We start from the raw sequence: 20,478 nt of genomic DNA on the forward strand, positions 1-20,478 counted from the left end.
GTGGTGGGTGATGACGGATTCGAACCGCCGACATTCTGCGTGTAAGGCAGACGCTCTACCAACTGAGCTAATCACCCGCGAACAATTGCTATGCAATTTATTCAACATCAACTGAGCTCTTAAGTTTGTCACTAAGCTCTGCTGCTGTGGGTGTGTATTATATAGATTTACAGTTGGGTGTCAAACAGTATTTTCGAGTTTTTCACATATTTTTTGCATTTTTATCGATATTTCTAGCAAGCATATGTTTTTATTGGTTTTATACTTTTATAAAAAACCAATATTTTTTGAGTTCGATACTTATTTATTGGCTAATGCTTGCTCAATATCATTTTTAATAGCTTCTGGCTTGGTCGTTGGTGCATAGCGATCGATGACTTGTCCATTACTGCTAATTAAAAACTTGGTAAAATTCCATTTGATACCATCTGTCAGTACGCCACCCTTTTGCTCTTTGAGCCATTCATAAATTGGATGAGCACCTTCCCCATTCACATCAACCTTTGCCATCATTGGAAAGCTAACACCATAGTTTTTTTGACAAAACGCACCAATTTCATCATTGCTGCCTGGATCTTGGCTACCAAATTGATTACAAGGAAAACCGATAACCACCAGTCCTTGATCTTTGTACTGTTGATATAACGACTCTAAACCTTCGAACTGCGGCGTAAATCCACATTTGCTTGCGGTATTGACGATTAGTAATACTTTATCTTGGTAATCTGAAAACGCTTGCGAGCTACCATCCATGCGCTCAGCCGTAAAATCATAAATAGTACTCATCATCTATCCTTAAATTGATTGCATCGTTATTTTAATTGTTTTTTAAGCGTTACTATATTCTTAGTAGCAACCACAACCATACTACCAATAAATGAAAAGAGTACCAACAAATAAAAAGGAAGCATAATGCTTCCTTTTTATACGTCTAAACTTATCTAAACAGCTAACCAGTTGACAACTATTTTTCAGATTTATCTAAATCAATAGAGACTGAGTTGATGCAGTAGCGCATGCCAGTCGTTTCACTAGGTCCATCAGGAAACACATGACCCAAATGCGCGCCGCAGTTACTGCAGGTTACTTCTGTGCGAGTCATACCCAACGAGTTATCGACATGCTCTTCAATAGCGCTGTTATCGATTCCTTGGTCAAAACTTGGCCAACCGCAGCTAGCATTAAACTTATTACTTGAGTCAAATAAGCTGGCACCACAGCCTTTACAACGATAAACACCATCATCGGTCGCATCATTATAAACACCTGTGAACGGACGCTCTGTGCCTTTCTCACGCAGCACATGATATTCGTCAGCGCTTAAACGCTCTTTCCAGTCAGCTTCTGTTAACTGGCTGATTTCTTCTTTGCTAAGTTGATTATCTTGCATAATTTACCCTTAGTTAGATAGGTATTATCTAATATTTTATGTTGCTACTATTTGAGTTTTATCGTCATTGCTTCATAAAAACGATGCGCCCTATCTATTGGTTACTGTTCCAATATTCAAGGTATATATTACAATAATATTATGTTGGTAAAGCAATTAGTAATAGGTAATCATGTGTCATTTTAGTATAAAGCTGTCTCATATACTTATGAATGCAAGATTTACTTTCATTTTTTTAATAATTTCAAAGTTAACTTGCATTACTATTATTTATGCAATAATATCTTGCATCAGTACATAAACATTACTCTTTAATCAAAGTAATTCGTTTATTACAAACCTATTGATGAACACAGGCTTAACTAATTATGGCTAGTGATAAGAATAAAAGTACACAAGCTGAGCGACTTGTACAGCTGCGCCGTGAGAAAGGCTTTACCGCTGAACAATTGGCACAAGCGATGACGGCAGCAGGTGCGAAGGTCAGTCGTGGTGCTATCTCAAACTGGGAACGTGGCACAAACGGTATTGTCTCGTCTAAGCTGCCGACGTTAGCACGCATCCTAGGCTGTAGCGAAGGCTATCTGTTACGTGGTGAACTTCAAAACGAAGCCAGTGCGACAACAAAATTCATAAATGGTGGTTTGGGCAAGAATAGCGATTCATCTGCTTCTTTACCTGTAGACATACAGCCCAATCATACAGACCAAAACCAATCGAAAACAGTCTCTACAACCTCTAACGCTCAAAAAAACTCACAACAAAATCCTAAGAGTGGTCACTCTATGAATACAATCAAAAAATCTGATAAATTACAAAATGTCTGTTACGACATTCGTGGTCCCCTACTACAGACTGCAAATAGAATGGAAGCAGAAGGCAAGCGCATATTAAAATTAAACGTCGGCAACCCAGCACCGTTTGGTCTAGAAGCACCGCATGAAATTTTGCGTGATGTAGCGATGAACTTAGCAGAAGCGACTGGGTATTCAGACTCGCAAGGGATTTTTTCTGCGCGTAAAGCGGTATTGCAATATTATCAATCAAAAGGATTGTTATCAGCTGTTGATGTGCGTGATGTTTATTTGGGTAATGGCGTGTCTGAGCTGATTGTCATGACCATGCAAGCGTTGATGAATGATGGTGATGAAGTGCTGATTCCAATGCCCGACTACCCGCTATGGACAGCAGCAGCCAATCTGTCTGGTGGTACGGCAGTGCACTATCGCTGTAACGAAGAAGACAACTGGCATCCTGATATCGAGGATATCAAGTCTAAGATTACCAGCAAGACAAAGGGCATCGTGGTTATCAACCCCAATAACCCGACTGGTGCGCTTTATAGCGATGAGCTGCTATTACAAATTATCGACGTCGCTAAAGAGCACGATCTAATTATTATGGCCGATGAGATTTATGATCGTATTCTTTATGACGATACCGTACATACGCCAATGAGTACGCTGACTGACGACGTGCTGGTTCTTTCATATAATGGCTTATCAAAGTCGCACCGTATCGCTGGATTCCGTGCGGGCTGGATGATGGTCTCTGGTCGCAAGCAACACGCCACGGACTTCATCGAAGGATTGGATATGCTAGCGTCTATGCGCTTGTGTTCTAATGTTCAGGGGCAATATGCCATCCAAACAGCGATGGGTGGCCACCAAAGTATGAAAGACCTTACTTCCAAGACAGGTCGCTTGCATAAACAACGCGAAATGGCTGTAACACGTCTCAATGCTATCAAAGGTATTTCGTGCACCATGCCTCAAGGAGCATTTTATTGTTTTCCAAAGATAGATCCTGACATCTACCCTATCACGGATGACATGGACTTTATGATGGATTTACTGATTGAAGAGAATGTCTTAATGGTACAAGGTACGGGATTTAACTGGGACAGACCAGATCATTTTCGCTTAGTATTCCTGCCCAATTTACATGAACTAGAAGACGCAATGGATCGCTTAGATCGATTCTTTGCCAAAAAACGCCAACAGTTTGGCACTGATTAAACCTATATTTGACATAAAAAAAACGCTTATCGGCATGATGCTGATAAGCGTTTTTTATGATGCTAAGATAGGCTTTATTGGTGAACTCTGTAACATTAATCTTAGAAGATATTTACCAATATGAGATAGCTAATTGCAGACATTGAAGCTGCCGCAGGAAGGGTAATCACCCATGCCAAGCCAATCGGCTTCATAAGCTTCCAATTGGTGTCTCTATTGACGATACCGATGCCCAGTACTGCACCTACCAAGGTATGCGTGCTCGATACAGGCAGACCCATCGTTGATGCACCCATCACGACAGCAGCAGCAGCCAACTCAGCTGAGAACCCAGAAGCTGGATGCATCTTCGCCAGATTGGTACCGACCGTCTGAATTACTTCTTTACCGATGAACCAAAGACCCACAATCAATGCCACACCAAAAGTCAACATAACCGCAGGTGGTACTGCCGCTTCGGTCGAGATGCTATTGGTACGAATAACATCCATAATGGCAGCGAAAGGACCAACCGCATTGGCAATATCGTTCGAGCCATGACTGAAAGCAAATGCTGATGCCGTAAAGACTTGCATCCAGCTAAACATAATAAAGGTGGCTTTGGTCAAGTCTTCTTTATGCTTGCCGCGAATACTCTTGGTATAAATATAGGTAGCTAGCCATACTAGCGCTGCGATCATCCCCATGATTAAAAAGCCTTGCAACGTCGTCATACCATTATTGACGTTTTTTAGACCTTTAAAGACAACTAGAGAGGCCATGACTGCACCGCCCATAGCCGCAATTATAGGTACCCATTGCTTCAATGCTTTTAGCGTATCAAGGTTGCTGCGTTCGTTTTCAATCTCATACAGCTCTTTGTAATAATCCGTTTCTAAGTCTTCAATGACACAATCATCATCTTTATAGATTTCTTGATCGCGTAACATAGCTGACGTATAAGCCAACTGCTCAGACTCTGTCAGACCGTCCAGATATTCTTTATGATTTTGCTTTAAGGTTTTTTTATTGCCTTTTAGCGTCGCAATATAGGCTTCTGTTTTGTCATTATATTCAATAATATTTTTCTTGATCTGTCCATATAGCAGATAGGACAAAACGCCGCCTAGTAGCGGTGATAGAACCCAAGAGATGGCGATTGTACCAATCTTACCCCAATTCACAGTTGATAACGCCATTTCAGTACCACCTAAGGTGATACCTAATACAATAGAGCTACCAACCACGCCGCCGATAATCGCGTGTGTGGTCGAAACTGGCAGACCTTTTTTGGTCGCAAATAACAGCCAAAATGCAGCAGCAATAAGTGCTGAGAGCATGACATAAATAAACTGGTTGGGCGCAACTGAGAGGCCATCTAGATCGACAATGCCGCTTCGAATCGTATCAGTTACTTCACCACCTGCCAGCACAGCACCTGACACTTCAAATATCGCGGCGATACCTAAGGCTTGCGGGATAGTCAACGTCCCTGCACCCACTGACGTACCAAAGGAGTTGGCGACATCGTTACCACCGATATTGAATGCCATAAAGACACCAAAAGCAGTCGCCACAATAAATAGCGTCGTTTGCTGACGCATCGTGTAATCTAGACCCCACCACAAAAAGTAGCTGGTCATCGCAACCAATAAAATGCCAAAAAATAGATTTATTCTCATCGAGCCAACGGTTTTGACTGACTCTGTAGAACTGCTACTAATACCCATACGTTAATACGTCCTGCGTAAGCTGATTGAAATTATATGAGGTTGATAACATTGCGCTGCTACTCATAAGGCTTGTTATGGCTTCTTATGGCGTAGCATACATGAAACACGCAACATGCTTTTAAATGGTCTTAAACTAACTATGGCCAAGGCGAAGAACGCATCCCTCAACATGTCACAAAGCCGCAAGTTATATTGCCAAATCATCTGATTACAGCATCTTGCGGCTTAGATATTTCATAGTGATATTTGTGGTACTACTAATGGCTATTGTAACAATTTCTGTCGTAATTATTAAGGTATCTGTATTAAATAACCCAAACGCGCTATGTGCTAAATTAAAATTGTTAGTTAGCAGAAGCTGTTACGCGCTCTATTATATTAAATATGAGCGCATAATGCATGATGATATTGCAAGATTTGTAACTGCCAGTGTTTGAGCGATATAACTCTATTATTTACGGCTGACTATAGTCGATTCAATTTAAAAGTAGTACAAGTCAACCCAGTATAAAAGTCAGTACTAACTATCATATGCTGAAGATAACTGCTCAATAGCGTGATCTAGCACGTCCAATCGTGCTTGGCGTTTTTCATTGGTCGCAATGATACACCATGGCGCTGTCTTTGTATCTGTACGTGCCAGCATATCTGCTGCAGATTGCACATAATCTGACCATTTGTCACGATTTCGCCAATCATCATCTGTTAGTTTGAACTGTTTGTGAGGGGTCTCTTGACGCTCTTCAAAACGCTTAAGCTGCTCTTTTTTGTCAATTGCCAGCCAGTACTTAATCACTATCGTGCCTGCGCTGACTAGGTCTGCTTCAAAACGATTGATCTCATCATAAGCGCGCTGCCACTCATCACGCGTTGCAAACCCTTCGATACGCTCAACCAGTACACGTCCATACCAAGTCCGATCAAAAATGGCGACACGACTGATATGATCGGTTTGCTCATTAGGTAGTCTCGTCCAAAAGCGCCATAGATAAGGATGTTGTAGCTCATACAGCATTGGCGCGCTAATGTTATAAACTTGATACTCACGTGGATCGAGCGGCGCGACCAACCTTTTAATTGCCCCACCTTTGCCAGCCGCATCCATGCCTTCAAAGGCAAATACCACATGCCGGCCATTACGCGCCCGTAGCAATTCAGCGAGCCTTGCTTGCTTCTCTGCCAATGCTTGACGGTAATCAGACTTATCTATGTCTACATCAACGATGCGCTTTAATTGCTTCGGTATTTTTACCGATTTGAATACTTCTAGCTCCAGCGCTGCATTTGTCTGGTCACTAGATTCTGATTTATCGGATGAGGTTTGCTTTTTAGCTGTCTCAGTCGAGCTTGCTTTACTACTCACTAGTGCAGTTTGCATCGCGTGTAGCACTTCATGACAAAAATAATCGGCCGCTTGTGACTTATCATCACCATCGATAATAATCCAGTCATCTTGCTGTCGTAGTAAGGCTGCGGCCACTTCATTGAATTTTTCGATGACGTTTTGACTATTCCAGTCAATTTGATATAAAAAATGTGGATCGGCTTCTTTGTCGTTCAGCCGTGATTGTAAGGTTTCGATATCGACATGAAACCAGCACTTTAATAGTCTAGTTTGGTTGGCAACGAGATCTTGTTCAAAGGCTTGGAGCTTGATCAGTTGCTGCTCTAGATATGCTTGCCATTTAGCGATAGGCAGCGATTTCACGTTGACCGATTTTTTATCTTTTGGATTTTTACTTTTTGACTGCTTGCTTTTTGACTGTTCATTATCGCTGTCTGATGTCGCCATTCGCATAGCATTGTAGAGCAAATCGGCGTACCAGTTCCCAAAGTAAACCATCACATCACCATGACGTGGCATCACGTGGGTATGCGCTTGCCAAATAGGCTGAGACGCCAATGGACAAGAACCTATCGTAGCCTCAACCTTAAGCAACCTAGGATCAACCCATTCTCGCAGCTGCTTAACCGCCGTGCCTTTACCTGCCTGCTCCATCCCATTGACCAATACTAATAAACCTGTTGGCTTATTGAGTGTGGGCGGCGTCTGTTGCCGCGTTGCTCGTAGAGCGTATTGAGCGGTAACCAAGGCCAGTCTTAGAGAATCTGTATCCATAGAAAACTGACTAAGGGGATTAGGCCTCAGACGCTGAACGACAACCTGCTCACTAAATTGTGCACTGACTGACTCTGGTGCGGTTGGTTCAGTCGTATTACTTTGTTTACTCATAACCTAAATCGTCCTATGATTTAAAACGCATTTTTTAATCATAGCATTCGATTAATCGAGTAAATAACGATGCTATGTAACAGTTTGACATTTGTATTCTACTTTATTTTCTTTTATTGTGAACACCATCTAGAATACATGCTTTAATAACTATTTATCAGTGTAAGACACTGAGTATAAATTATCAGTTTTATCACATTATTTTTACTACTTTTACTTATTTATAGGTTTACACATTATGGCCGCTTTAGCCGATTTACAACAGCATTTGACACGCTTTTGGGCACTACCTCATCATCAGGATGATAATTTGAGTGCTAAGCTCAAAGAAGTACAAGGATGGCAACAAGTTCGTATTCGTCGGACCCATCGCGAGCTGTTTGAACAACCAAAAAACCAACTGATGGCAGATTACTTTCTCACACAGTTATATGGTGGTGATGAGTTCAAGATATTGGCAGAACAATTAGCGCGTATTCTGCCAAAAGCTAAAAAGTTAGAACGGCTTGCTAAAGAGTCTGCATTAGAAGCTGGTAGCATGGGTATCCAAGCGGCGATTTTAGCGATTGAGCTAGACCTGCATTTGGCTCAATGGTTACTTGCTCAAAATCTACCAGTGAACGAAGAGAATATGCTAGCCGCCTACCGTGCTATTGATGAAGAAAAAGAGCGTCGGGTACAGATTGCCAATTTAAAAGAAGTCTGTTACCGCACTGATAAGCACTTGAACTCATTCATGCTCAAAAAAGCCTTTGCCCTAGCTAAAGGCACTGCGTATCGCTATAATTTTCAGCCACTTTACGACTTTATTGATACAGGGTTTAAAGCCATGAAGCCACTCAAAAGTGTGAGTGATTTTATCGAGCCTTTTTGCAAGCGTGAACTCTTAATTATTGATCAGGTTCATGACAAGGATAATGGCGGTAAGCCAATGGCGTTTGGTGTATCATAGGATACATAATACACCTGAGTCACCGCCACCTTATATCTCTTAGAAAGACAATCATAAAAATGAATGATAGGACAACCCCATGACGGATACTGCAAATAATAAAAATACGCATCTCAACCAACCAACGACAACCAACGGTCATTTACAAGATCAGCTGGTAAAAGATAGTATCGCCAACAATCAAAATATCACAGCCCAAGTCCTAGCAGCACAAACTGCTAACGTAGAGACACCGCCAACAGCCAATGCAAAAAATCAAAATGACAGTGTAGAGAGCAATGACTTTACGCAAGTCCAAGACTTACCGACTGGAACACCACAAGGCCAACAAACCACTATGCCAAGTAATGACACCATCGATAACACCCATAGCAAAGTAGAAAGTGTCTCTGCAAAGGTAGAAGCCGCCAAACAAACACTTTTCAACCAGCGTGATGACATCAATAACCCGCATACGTCTGATACTGATGGCGAAGAAGAAACACATTTTGGTTATAAAACAGTCAATAAAGCAGAAAAGCAGGCACGCGTGGCGGATGTCTTTACCTCTGTTGCCAAAAAATATGACATTATGAATGACCTAATGTCTTTTGGTATCCATCGTCTATGGAAGCGTTATGCAATAAGCCTATCAGGTGTGCGTTCAGGCCAGCATGTACTTGATATCGCGGGCGGTACTGGGGATTTGGCCAAAGTCTTTAGCCGTGAAGTTGGTAGAAATGGCCACGTGGTATTATCAGATATCAATGCTGCGATGCTAGAAGTAGGTCGTGAGCGTCTGATCAATGCTGGCTGTAATAACGTTGATTTCGTATTGGCAAATGCTGAGACGTTGGCCCCGTTTGATGATGAAAGCTTTGACTTAGTAACCATTAGCTTTGGTCTGCGTAATGTCACAGACAAAGATGCCGCGTTAAAAGCCATGTATCGCGTGTTGAAGCCGGGCGGTCGTTTGTTGATACTAGAGTTTTCAAAACCTGTCTTTGAACCATTATCAAAAGCGTATGACCTATACTCTTTTACCGCACTACCACTGATGGGTAAAATTATTGCCAATGATTCAGAAAGCTATAAGTATTTAGCAGAATCGATTCGCATGCACCCTGATCAGCAGACACTCAAGCAAATGATGCAACAAGCGGGCTTTGAAAATTGTGATTATCACAACCTGACTGCGGGTATCGTCGCTGTCCATCGTGGCTTTAAAGCGTAACGATAATGGACGATTAGTAAGACCTTATTGAGCCTGACACGACCATACTATGCGCTGATGCAGCTAATGCAGAGGCGCTCATTTAACGATGCGAGAGCCTTATGCTGACTGTCCTCCTATTAGCTGGTGCCGAAAAGCTTATTAACCTTGCCATTGCGAGCGACGAGATTACTCAAGCAGGTCTAGCACCACTTGCTGGCAAAGTCTTACGACTGAATATGGGCATGCCTGAAATCAATCTAGATGTGCTGTTTACTCATGAGCGGTTGCGCTTTGAGCCTGTCACGACCGATAGCGTATTTGAGCCAAGCGGCCAAATGAATGAACGCCAAAAAGCCAGTATGGAGCGAGCACGTTTGGGTCATAGTCAACCAGACTGTACCATTACCGTAGAAAACCCCGCTCAACTGCTCAACCTGATGCGCGGCACTGAGGGCAATCTACCTATCGCTGGTGACTATAAAGTGCTGATGCAGCTCAAACAATTGGTTGCTGGCTTTGATCCTGATTTAGCTGGACAGCTTGAGCCATTGATCGGCAAACCCATGGCCAGCCAGTTACATCTTCTCATCTCTCAGCTCAAAAGCAGCTGGCGCCATAATGCCAAACGCGCTTTTGACGATGTCAGTGATTGGGCAAATGATGTGGCAGGCAATAGTGCACCTGACCCAGTAGAGGCGGCCGAAGCAAACGATCTCAAGCAGCAACTTTTAAAGCTGCGTGCTGATGTCGAACGTGAAGAAGCCAAGCTTGCGGCTATCAAGGATGAACAGGTACGCTTACTTAACAACTCATTTCATCAATAGGCAAGCGCTACGCCTACCCTATTTCTGACTTTATTTAGAGTACATATATCTCATGCTACTATCCCACCGCGCCCGTCTACTAGAGCTTTGGCGTATTGCCGCCACGTATCGCCTTGATACCCATTTTTCGGTCGAAGAAGCACCTCAGCTGCAACCTTTAGCACGTCTAATCCGTATGCATCCAGCTGCTTGGGGTAAAAAGCATCAACCCAATGCGATTAAATATGCGCTTGAAGATATGGGTACGCTGTTTTTAAAACTTGGACAACTACTCTCTACGCGTCGTGACTTAGTACCGCCTGAGATTATTGAGCAACTGGTTCAACTACAGGATAAGGTCAAACCGTTTGACGCTGAGATTGCTATTGCACAAATTCAAGATTCTAAAAACGGTCTTGATCAATCTATCGAAACACTATTTGCACGTTTTGACATCAAACCCCTAGCGGCTGCTTCTATCGCTCAAGTTCATACGGCTGCTCTACATGATGGCCGTGAAGTCGTGGTAAAAGTGGTTCGCCCCGATATCCGTACCACCATTGTTGCTGACTTTGAGCTACTACGTGAGTTAGCCAACTGGGCATCTGCTCGTATCGAAGCGGCACGTGCCATACACATTATTGATATTGTTGAAGACTATCGGCAAGTCATGCTTAACGAGCTAGATTTAACCCTTGAAGCAGACAACACGACTCAAATGCGCAATAACTTCTTGGGTTCAGCATTGATGTATGTGCCTGAAGTGTATGACACTGCTAAAAATGTGATGGTGATGGAGCGTATTCAAGGCGTCCCTATCTCACAAGTCGAGATGTTTGACCAGCTAGGCTATGACCGTGCCGCACTGGCTAAAAAAGGCTTAACGATATTTTTTACTCAAGTCTTCCGTGATAACTTCTTTCATGCCGATATGCATCCGGGTAATGTATTCGTAGAGACGCCGCCAGTTCAAACACTACACGCAGGTATGGCAGCGGTCGATTTAGGTCATGAGCCACGTTATATCGGTCTAGATTGTGCCATCATGGGTACTTTATCAAAAGACGATCAACTCATCGTCGCACGTATGCTGTTGGCAGTCATGAATGACAACTTTACAGCAATGGTTGATATTGTAAGCCGAGCAGGTTGGATACCACCAAATACTGACAAACACGCCTTGATGCGCGATATGAAGCGCACCGTTGGGCCGATGTTAAAAAAATCCATTAATGATATCGACTTTGCTGGTGTCTTAATGCAGATTCTAGACATTGCACGCCGTCATCATATGAGCATTCCACCGCAACTCATGCTATTACTTAAGACATTGGTACATGTCGAAGGCCTTGGTCGCGACTTATATCCTGATCTTGATATCTGGTCACTTGCCAAGCCAATTTTAAGCAGTTGGATCAAAGAGCAGCTAGACCCTATGCGTAATTTACAACAGCTTCGTCAGCAATTACCCGAGATGTTACTGTCTACCACTGATATTCCAAAATTGTTGGATCAAGGCTTACAAAGTCTTGCTTCACAAGGATCACGCCAAGACAGTCAACTGCGAGAGATACAGCAAATTCGTGCTGACATGCTCAATGACCGTCGCCGTGACTGGCTAGCACTGGCAGGGTTTGCCATATTTATCGCTATTGCTACGCAAGTCATCGGCTGGCTATCACCTATTTTCTACCTATTGGCTATCTTAGTAGTTGTTTGGCGTATATTGGCTTAAAGACCAGCTTTATTTTTTATTTACTTAGTTCAGAAAAAGCCTCGTAACTTTAGACTCAAACAAAGAAATGCGCCTGCTTCTCATTAAAAGCAGGCGCATTTCTTATGCTAAATACTGAATACTGAATACTGAATACTGAATACTGAATACTGAATACTATAGCATTTGGTCAATCGCCATTTGAGTCAATACGCGACCACGTGCCGTACGTAACACATAGCCTTGTTGAATCAGATACGGCTCAATCACATCCTCGAGTGTACCGCGATCCTCTGCCATAGCAGCTGCTACCGCCTCAACACCTGCAGGACCACCATCAAAACGCTCATGTAATATTTCGATATAGCGTCGGTCTAAATGATCGAGACCACGTCTATCAACAGCCAGCATATCCAGCGCACTGCCTGCAATCGCACCATTGATACTGCCATCACCTCTTACTTCAGCATAATCACGAACACGGCGTAGCAATCGATTGGCTATCCTCGGTGTACCACGTGCCCTACGGGCAATCTCTACCGCGCCATCTTCACTCATAGGCACACGCATCAAACGTGCTGCTCGACTGACAATCGTCGTTAGATCAGCAATATTATAGAACTCAAGTCGCTGTACGATACCAAAGCGATCGCGCAGTGGCGACGTCAACAACCCTGCTCTAGTGGTCGCTGCCACTAAGGTAAACGGTGGCAAATCAAGCTTAATAGAACGGGCAGCAGGCCCTTCACCAATCATAATATCTAGCTGAAAATCTTCCATTGCTGGATATAATATTTCCTCAATGACTGAGCTCAATCGATGAATCTCATCAATAAATAGCACGTCACCTTCCTCTAAATTGGTCAGCATGGCTGCCAAATCACCTGGACGCTCAAGCACTGGCCCTGAGGTCGAGCGCAAATTACCGCCCATTTCACGAGCAATAATATTAGCAAGCGTGGTTTTACCTAGACCTGGCGGGCCAAAAATAAGGGTATGATCTAACGCTTCATTACGGCCTCGCGCTGCACCAATAAACACTTCCATCTGCTCACGTACGACCGGCTGGCCAATATATTCAGCCAATAGTGCTGGTCGAATATTGGAATCAGGAGCATCGCCTGCGCCTTCTAGCGGATTAATCAAACGATCTTGCATCATAGTTTTTATCATTATATTAATAAATTAGGTAATAAATAGCATAACCAAACGCCACCTATAAGTCATGCAAAACATCAGAAGTTATCTGCCAAAACGACAATAAGCGACAATTAATGTCGCTTATTTATTCGATATGTATTGATATAGCCATTAATAGCAACAGCAGCCAAAACTACTTAAACGTTGATAGCTGTTGTAAGGTGGCTTTTAACAATCCTTGCGTATTTGCAAAAACATCGCCGTTACTCTTAGCGGCTTTGATCGCTTGCTGAGCTTCTTTTTCTTTGTAGCCCAAGCTAATCAAAGCACCTTCTACTTCAGCGATGATGTTGTCTTCGGCAGAAATCTCAGCAGGCTGAATAGCAAACTCTAAATTGCTATTATCCACTTCAATATTTTTCAGCTTGTCTTTTAGCTCAATCAGCAAACGTTGCGCCGTCTTTTTACCGATACCTGGAATACGAGTCAGGGCTGTCTCTGAATCCTGTTCGACGTGCATTTTGAGCTCAGCTGCCGACATCGCAGATAACATCGCCAATGCCATTTTTGCCCCAACGCCATTTATTTTAATCAACTGACGAAAAACATCTCGCTCTTTGCGATCAATGAAGCCATAGAGCAGCTGCGCATCTTCACGCACATGGAAATGCGTCCAAATACTCGCCTGCTCATTGAGATGTAGCTGACAAAATGAGGGCAATGGCAGCTCAATATCATACCCAACACCAGAGGTAGTCATGATACAAGCAGTTGGTGCCATCAAATATTGCACTTGTCCGGTAATCAATCCGATCATCACTTACTACCTCTTATATAGGTTATTGTATAAACGACATCAGCATAAGTAACATCAGCTGCCACATTATTGTTCGCGACTTTTCACCAGACAAATTTTACTGGTAAAAGTTCACCATACCTTCAAGGCTAGTTGGACGAATTTTATGCGCTTGACCAGCAGAACCGAAAGCTTCAAAACGATTGGTACAGATGTCTGACATCGCTACCATAGAGGCTTTAAAGTATTTACGCGGATCAAATTCACTTGGATTTTCTGCAAGAAATTTACGAATAGCACCTGTTGATGCCAGACGTAAATCCGTATCGATGTTTACTTTACGTACGCCATGTTTGATCGCTTCAACGATTTGCTCAACTGGCACACCATAAGTTTCGCCGATATCACCGCCATTTTCATTAATAACTTTTAGCCATTCTTGTGGCACTGATGACGAGCCATGCATGACCAAATGAGTGTTAGGAATACGGGCATGAATCTCTTTTACACGTTCAATAGACAGGATGTCACCTGTCGGTGGACGCGTGAATTTATACGCACCGTGACTCGTACCGATAGCAATCGCTAGCGCGTCGACATTAGTGTCTTTAACGAACTGTTCAGCTTCGTCAGCACTGGTCAATAGTTGCTCATGATCCAATACGCCTTCTGCACCAGAGCCGTCTTCTTCACCAGCCATGCCAGTCTCAAGACTGCCCAAGCAACCGATTTCGCCTTCTACAGACACACCGCAAGCGTGGGCCATTTTGACGACTTCGCGTGTGACGCTAGCATTGTAATCATAATCCATTGGCGTTTTGCCATCTTCACCAAGTGAGCCATCCATCATCACTGATGAGAAACCAAGCTGGATTGAGCGTTGGCAAATCGCTGGTGACATGCCATGATCTTGATGCATCACCACTGGAATATGTGGCCATTCTTCGATAGCAGCAATAATCAAATGACGCAAAAATGCCGACCCTGCATAATTACGTGCACCTGCACTAGCTTGAACGATAACAGGTGAATCACAAGCATCCGCAGCCATCATGATTGCACGCATTTGCTCTAAGTTATTGACGTTAAAGGCAGGAACACCATAGCTATGTTCAGCGGCATGATCTAGAAGTTGACGTAAGGATATTAGGGCCATAAGACGCTCTCTGATTAGATTTTGAATAGTATTTTAAAAAGCTTCGTAACTATCACGCCAATATGCATCCGACCGTACTAACAGCATATAAAGCAGTAAAAGCCTAAAACATTTGGGGGATGAATGCTACGCGGTAATTATAGCAAAAATTGTTCCGTCTTCGTAGCCGTTGCCTGACTATTTGTCAGTCTATACAGTCTCTTCGTGTTGGTTTGATTATTATCACCTATAACAATGACACGCAACGCAAAAAAGCCTTGGTGATTACCAAGGCTTTTCTAGTATTTTGAGGGCTTATAAAGCAATAACGATGTTTAATGGTTCATCTATCAATTGATAGCGCTCCAATAAATCACACACACTATATTGCTTTGTCATTGCCTTGCTTAGTACTGTTGTTCTGCACCAACAGCGATATCATTTGCGCCATCAGCAACAGCAGTAGCACCTTCAGCAACAGCTGAGGCAGTACCTTCAACAACTTTATCAGTGCCTTCACTGATTGCAGCACCAGTGTTTTCTAGCGCGTTTGTTGCAGCAGCACCAGCAGTGTCAGCGCCTTCGGCAACTTCAGTACCAGCGTTTTGAGCAGCAGCTTCAGCTTCAGCAGCAGCGGCTTCTGTTTCAGTAGCAGCAGCTTCGGTGTTTGCAGCAGCATCATCGCCAGCAGACTCAACAGCAGCTTCTGCATTCTCTTCTGTTTGTTGGCTACATGCAGTAATGGCAAAAGTACCAGCAAGTACGCTAGCAAGTAATAAATGACGTTTTAACATAATAAACCTCTCATAAATAATGCATGTCAAGATACATGGTCGCGCTATTTTATAGAGTGCCAATAAGACATGCAATAATAATTTTCAGTATAGAAACAAATAATTACTGCTTAATAATGATCATTGATTATGGTACTGATTCATTTTAATAAAAATAGACAGCACAATCACCAAAACATTATTTTCACAGACTACCTCAGATACTTAACATTAGTTGTACGTCTAATGTTACTGGCCGACTGAGTATCGTTAAGTGCTTAGGCTTAGGCTTCGGTTTAGGCTTCGGTTTGCAGAGCAGCGACTGCTGGAAGCACTTTGCCTTCGACGAACTCTAAAAACGCACCACCGCCCGTTGACATGTAACTAACCCCGTCAGCAACTTGATATTTATCGATAGCCGCTAGCGTATCACCGCCACCCGCGATTGAAAAACCGTCACTGTCTTTTACCGCAGTCGCTAAGATCTGCGTGCCTTGACCAAAAGCATCCACTTCAAACACGCCCACTGGACCATTCCACAAGATCGTTTTTGCATTGATAATTGCCTCGGCAAGCTGCTTGGCGCTTTCTGGTGCGATGTCCAATATCATGTCATTGTCACCAACCGCATCAACAGATTTAATCGTTGCGACTGCCTTTTGCAATGAGCCCGTAAAGTCAGCAAAGTCGATGTCATTTTTATCCGCGACCACGACATATTCAGGCAATAAAATCTCTGTCTTGGTCATAATGTCACGCGCCGTATCGAGCAAATCTGCTTCGTACAATGACGCACCAACACTATGACCTTGAGCGGCCAAGAAAGTATTGGCAATACCGCCACCAACGATAATTTGCGTACAGACTTCAGCCAAGCTGTGTAAAACTTCTAGCTTTGTGGATACTTTTGACCCACCAACGATGGCAAGCATTGGCTGCGCTGGCGTTTCAAGCGCTAAGCTCAAAGCATCAAGCTCAGCGGCCAATAATAGCCCTGCACAAACGGTCTTGTCTGCCTGACGCATCGCTTGCGTGACACCTTCTGTCGATGCCTGTGCACGATGCGCTGTACCAAAAGCATCCATCACAAAGACATCGCACAAATCAGCGTATTTTTTTGCTAAAGTCGCATCGTTTTTCTTCTCACCGTCATTAAAGCGTACATTTTCTAGCAGCACCACTTCACCAGATTTTACCGAAGCACCTTGCGTCAGATAATCACTATTGAGACGTACAGGTGCTGACAATGGCGAGCCTAATTTGTCCGTCAAATAATCAGCGACTGGTGCTAATGAATATATGGCTTCAGGACTGCCTTCTGTTGGGCGTCCTAGATGTGAGCAAACAATGACGGCAGCGCCTTTTTCGAGCGCCATCTTGATAGTAGGTAGACTTGCTTGCAGACGAGCATCACTCGTGACCTTACCGTCTTTAATAGGTACGTTCAAATCTTCTCGGATCAATACCACTTTATCTGTTAAGTTCAGCTCACTCATACGCAAAAAATTCATTACCTGCTCCTATGCATCACTATATCTATTAATTTACGATTGCTGTCGTTATTGATATGACCAATAGTTTTTTAACTCTATCTATCACATGTACTTTAGGGTCTGTTGAATGTTCAAATATTAGGGCTGCCAGAACCACATTTATATGTTCAACAGACCCTAATCATTGGGCTTACTATTTTTTATGTTTTTAACGCTTAACTCTTATGCTTATCACATCATTTTATTGGACTGATTGGGCAAGCAGAATTCAGCGGCGGTATATTCTACCAGTTTTCTAACGCAGGCTCACAAGCAACCTGTCACAAATTTTAGTAAGGTTAAAATAACGAGGCTTATTCCCAGACCATTATTTGGATGCAACAATTGCAATTGCTAGCTTTAGGTATAGGGTCTGTTGAACAGTAACATTTCGTGGTGGTACTCAGCACTCAGGCTCTTTATGATGAAAGCGTTGACAATAAAAATAATCCATTAGGAGAATATAATGAGTATTAACCTAGATACTGCCAAACAGAATTTATTAACCTTAAAAGACGAATATGAATCTCGAATTGACAAGATAGAAGACCACATCCAAAACCCACAAGATGACCTCAATGAGCATTGGGAAGATCAGGCAATCTCTTATCGCCAAAATGACATGCGTAAAAACTTAATGAACGAAGCGCGTCAAAGCTTAATGTATGTTGAAAATGCGTTGGGTCGTATCGAAAATGGTACTTATGGCGAATGCGAAGTGTGCGGTAAACAAATCGAGGAGCAACGCTTAGAAGCACTACCCTACGCGACTTTATGTATGGAACATGCTGAGTAGCGCTGTCATATTAATATTCTATTGTAAGATTATTGCTACTCTAAAACCTTTTTAAGAAGCTCTCTTCAAGTAGGTATTTTCCACTTAGAAAATGCCTGCTGCCATTCATGACAACGCTTCACAATGTCGGCTACTGGCAAATCCATAATACCCCCGACTACTGCCACAAGCGCAATCGGCAAACCCGCCAGCTCTGAGATATTTTCTGCGCTCAAGCCACCTATCACACAGATTGGTATGCCTTGCTGACATCCTTCAATAAGCTGCTGACGCGAAATAATATCCGCATTTGGCTTAGTCGTAGAAGTAAATACTGCACCCATGGCTGCATAACTTGCGCCATCATTTTTTGCTTCTTTGACTAGTTCGATATCACCGTGACAAGTACGACCAATAATTTGATTGGGTGCTAAAGACTGCTTAGCATCACTAACATTGCCATCTTTTTGACCCAGATGCACCCCAACGCCTAGCTTTTCCGCCATTTTCACATCATCATTGATGACGACTGGCACGCTATACACTTTGGCTAACTCAACAATTTTTTGCGCCTCATCAAAAAGCGTTGAGACGCCATCAGGTAAGCTTAGAACTCGCTTGCGCCGAATTTGTAATAGCGCAATCAATCCTGTCGATAGAGCAGCATTAAGCTTTTGGTACAACAGTTCGAACTCATCATCGTTGGTCAATAAGTATAGTTTGGGTATAGTAGAAGATAGTGGTGGCTGACTCATAGGGCGCGTCCTTAATTCTCAAATTCAACACAATAAAAAGGCCGTTATATCATATAACAGCCTTTTTATATGATATAACGGCAACCCTATACCGTACGGCGTGTGGCCAAGCTATTTAGAATGTTTTTAGCATCGCCCCAACGTGTCGCTGAGCTATTTGCCCCTAAGATAACAATAATCGCTGGACGATTATTGACACGCGTTTCCATCACGACGCAACGACCCGCTTCATTGATAAAGCCTGTTTTTGAGATACCGATGGGATAATCACCTGCGCGGACCAACATGCTGGTATTATTGGCCTTATAAGTGCGGTTGCCACTTGAATAGTTTGAGACAAAGAAGTCATAGCTCTTAGTGGTAGAAAAACGACGAATCACATCGTAATTACCGGCAGCACGTACCATTTTAACCAAGTCCTTCGATGAAGCAACATTGCGCTTATCAAGGCCAGTTGGGTCACCAAAGAAAGCGGTGTTCATGCCCAAGTCTTGCGCTTTACGATTCATCGCACGCATAAAGGCCTCATAGCCACCTGGATAATTACGCGCCAGACTCTTTGCTGCTGGATTCTCAGATTTCATCAATGCCATCAATAGCATTTCAGCACGGTTCAAACGATCGCCCGATTTTAGACGTGAGCTTGCACGTTTAGGGCCAACAAAATCTTCTGGATCAAGCGTGATTTCTTCACGCATATCTAGACCAGCATCCAGTACGACCATAGCCGTCATGACTTTCGTAATACTGGCCATAGGGCGCGCAATATCAGCGTCTTTTTCGTAGATAGATTCCCCAGTTTCAGCATCAATCACCGCGACGCTGCGTGAGTCAGTGCTGATCGGAATCATGTCGCTACTACCAAACGCACCGCGATAGGTTGTATTGTAACGAGCGCTATTGCTGTTATTGCTACTAGCAAAGCTATTTGTGTTGGTAACATTGGTCGTGCCATTGCCGTTATCGACTTTTTTGATGGCAGCGCTGTTGGATTTGTACATGATGTTGCGTGCTTCAGACAAACTATCAGCACCACCCCAGCTCATGCGCGCAGTAGAAGCTGTATCGTTACTACCATTAATCGTAAGTGCTGCTTGCGCAACACCGCCCAAACTCATTGAAATCATAGCAGCGATTAGTTGCTGTTTGGTTAATGGTAGTTGCTTCATTATGCCTCCTGCTGTCGCTATCACGCCAGTTACATAGTGTCTGACGCCAAAAACGTACGTAGCGTTTGTAGATGTGTTTGTAAGTACTCACATAGAGCTTTTGTATTTTTAGTGTATCATGGTTTACATTTAAGTTTAATCTATCAAACTGATTTAGCGGTTTTTTTTGGCTTCATTCAAATTTTGCTACAACCAACTTATATTATAGAAACATCAATTTACACTGCAGCAATATAATTTAACTTTGAATGTTATGATTACTCGTATTTTGTTATATTAACCAGCGATATTTTTGAACACATAAAAATAATAGGGTCTGTTGAACATTCAAATATTAGGGCTGCTGATTGCTAAAATTGCACCAAATTAGGCGCAAGCCGACGATA

The 20,478-nt window shown here is 43.0% G+C and carries 17 protein-coding genes and 1 tRNA gene; 6 read left to right on the plus strand and 12 right to left on the minus strand.

The genetic code is table 11. The features are described 5' to 3' along the window. Position 1: 1 nt before the first annotated feature. The 3 genes from QL982_RS11575 to msrB form a co-directional block, all read right to left on the minus strand. A tRNA-Val gene (locus QL982_RS11575) sits at positions 2-77 on the minus strand. A gap of 223 nt (positions 78-300) precedes the next feature. After that, on the minus strand, positions 301-786 hold the full coding sequence (locus QL982_RS11580) for a glutathione peroxidase (RefSeq protein ID WP_290164483.1): 486 nt from the start codon (positions 784-786) through the stop codon (positions 301-303). A 178-nt stretch (positions 787-964) separates the two neighbouring features. Then, positions 965-1,390, minus strand: coding sequence for a peptide-methionine (R)-S-oxide reductase MsrB (gene msrB, locus QL982_RS11585; RefSeq protein ID WP_290164485.1), 426 nt, complete (start codon positions 1,388-1,390; stop codon positions 965-967). A gap of 368 nt (positions 1,391-1,758) precedes the next feature. Here msrB and QL982_RS11590 point away from each other — a divergent pair, with 368 nt between their 5' ends. Then, complete coding sequence (locus QL982_RS11590) at positions 1,759-3,408, plus strand: aminotransferase class I/II-fold pyridoxal phosphate-dependent enzyme (RefSeq protein WP_290165703.1); 1,650 nt, start codon at positions 1,759-1,761, stop codon at positions 3,406-3,408. 101 nt (positions 3,409-3,509) lie between these two features. On the opposite strand, the gene QL982_RS11595 is transcribed toward QL982_RS11590, so the two are convergent. Continuing rightward, entirely contained in the window at positions 3,510-5,117 is a 1,608-nt protein-coding gene (locus QL982_RS11595) for an inorganic phosphate transporter (RefSeq protein WP_290165701.1), read from the minus strand. Between the two features lie 523 nt (positions 5,118-5,640). Beyond that, complete coding sequence (locus QL982_RS11600) at positions 5,641-7,353, minus strand: ATPase (protein WP_290165699.1); 1,713 nt, start codon at positions 7,351-7,353, stop codon at positions 5,641-5,643. Between the two features lie 238 nt (positions 7,354-7,591). On the opposite strand from QL982_RS11600, the gene QL982_RS11605 reads away from it, so the two are divergent. From QL982_RS11605 to QL982_RS11620, 4 genes are all read left to right on the plus strand, one after another. Further along, positions 7,592-8,305: a hypothetical protein gene (locus QL982_RS11605; RefSeq protein ID WP_290164858.1), complete on the plus strand. Its 714-nt coding sequence runs from the start codon at positions 7,592-7,594 to the stop codon at positions 8,303-8,305. 337 nt (positions 8,306-8,642) lie between these two features. Continuing rightward, complete coding sequence (gene ubiE, locus QL982_RS11610; RefSeq protein WP_290164860.1) at positions 8,643-9,518, plus strand: bifunctional demethylmenaquinone methyltransferase/2-methoxy-6-polyprenyl-1,4-benzoquinol methylase UbiE; 876 nt, start codon at positions 8,643-8,645, stop codon at positions 9,516-9,518. Between the two features lie 101 nt (positions 9,519-9,619). Then, positions 9,620-10,324, plus strand: a complete 705-nt coding sequence (locus QL982_RS11615; protein ID WP_290164857.1) for a hypothetical protein — start codon at positions 9,620-9,622, stop codon at positions 10,322-10,324. A 52-nt stretch (positions 10,325-10,376) separates the two neighbouring features. Beyond that, positions 10,377-12,038 (plus strand): AarF/UbiB family protein, encoded by a 1,662-nt coding sequence (locus tag QL982_RS11620; protein ID WP_290164856.1) that lies wholly within the window; start codon positions 10,377-10,379, stop codon positions 12,036-12,038. A 156-nt stretch (positions 12,039-12,194) separates the two neighbouring features. On the opposite strand, the gene ruvB is transcribed toward QL982_RS11620, so the two are convergent. The 5 genes from ruvB to QL982_RS11645 form a co-directional block, all read right to left on the minus strand. Further along, entirely contained in the window at positions 12,195-13,175 is a 981-nt protein-coding gene (gene ruvB, locus QL982_RS11625; RefSeq protein ID WP_197132062.1) for a Holliday junction branch migration DNA helicase RuvB, read from the minus strand. A 175-nt stretch (positions 13,176-13,350) separates the two neighbouring features. Continuing rightward, a complete protein-coding gene (ruvA, locus tag QL982_RS11630) occupies positions 13,351-13,974 on the minus strand; it encodes a Holliday junction branch migration protein RuvA (RefSeq protein ID WP_290164859.1) in 624 nt (207 codons plus the stop codon). 97 nt (positions 13,975-14,071) lie between these two features. Further along, a complete protein-coding gene (gene fba, locus QL982_RS11635) occupies positions 14,072-15,109 on the minus strand; it encodes a class II fructose-bisphosphate aldolase (RefSeq protein WP_290164855.1) in 1,038 nt (345 codons plus the stop codon). 386 nt (positions 15,110-15,495) lie between these two features. Then, positions 15,496-15,882: a hypothetical protein gene (locus QL982_RS11640; RefSeq protein WP_290164854.1), complete on the minus strand. Its 387-nt coding sequence runs from the start codon at positions 15,880-15,882 to the stop codon at positions 15,496-15,498. 275 nt (positions 15,883-16,157) lie between these two features. Next, positions 16,158-17,372, minus strand: coding sequence for a phosphoglycerate kinase (locus tag QL982_RS11645; RefSeq protein WP_290164853.1), 1,215 nt, complete (start codon positions 17,370-17,372; stop codon positions 16,158-16,160). Between the two features lie 487 nt (positions 17,373-17,859). On the opposite strand from QL982_RS11645, the gene QL982_RS11650 reads away from it, so the two are divergent. Further along, positions 17,860-18,189, plus strand: coding sequence for a TraR/DksA C4-type zinc finger protein (locus QL982_RS11650; protein ID WP_290164852.1), 330 nt, complete (start codon positions 17,860-17,862; stop codon positions 18,187-18,189). A 65-nt stretch (positions 18,190-18,254) separates the two neighbouring features. Here QL982_RS11650 and QL982_RS11655 read toward each other — a convergent pair whose 3' ends face one another. Both QL982_RS11655 and QL982_RS11660 read right to left on the minus strand, forming a co-directional pair. Further along, the gene (locus QL982_RS11655) at positions 18,255-18,923 is read right to left on the minus strand and encodes a thiamine phosphate synthase (RefSeq protein ID WP_290164851.1); all 669 of its coding nucleotides are present in this window, start codon (positions 18,921-18,923) and stop codon (positions 18,255-18,257) included. An 86-nt stretch (positions 18,924-19,009) separates the two neighbouring features. Next, positions 19,010-20,092, minus strand: coding sequence for a serine hydrolase (locus tag QL982_RS11660; protein WP_290164849.1), 1,083 nt, complete (start codon positions 20,090-20,092; stop codon positions 19,010-19,012). Positions 20,093-20,478: the final 386 nt, after the last annotated feature.

Source organism: Psychrobacter sp. 5A.1 (assembly GCF_030407455.1).
In the GTDB taxonomy this organism is placed as follows: domain Bacteria; phylum Pseudomonadota; class Gammaproteobacteria; order Pseudomonadales; family Moraxellaceae; genus Psychrobacter.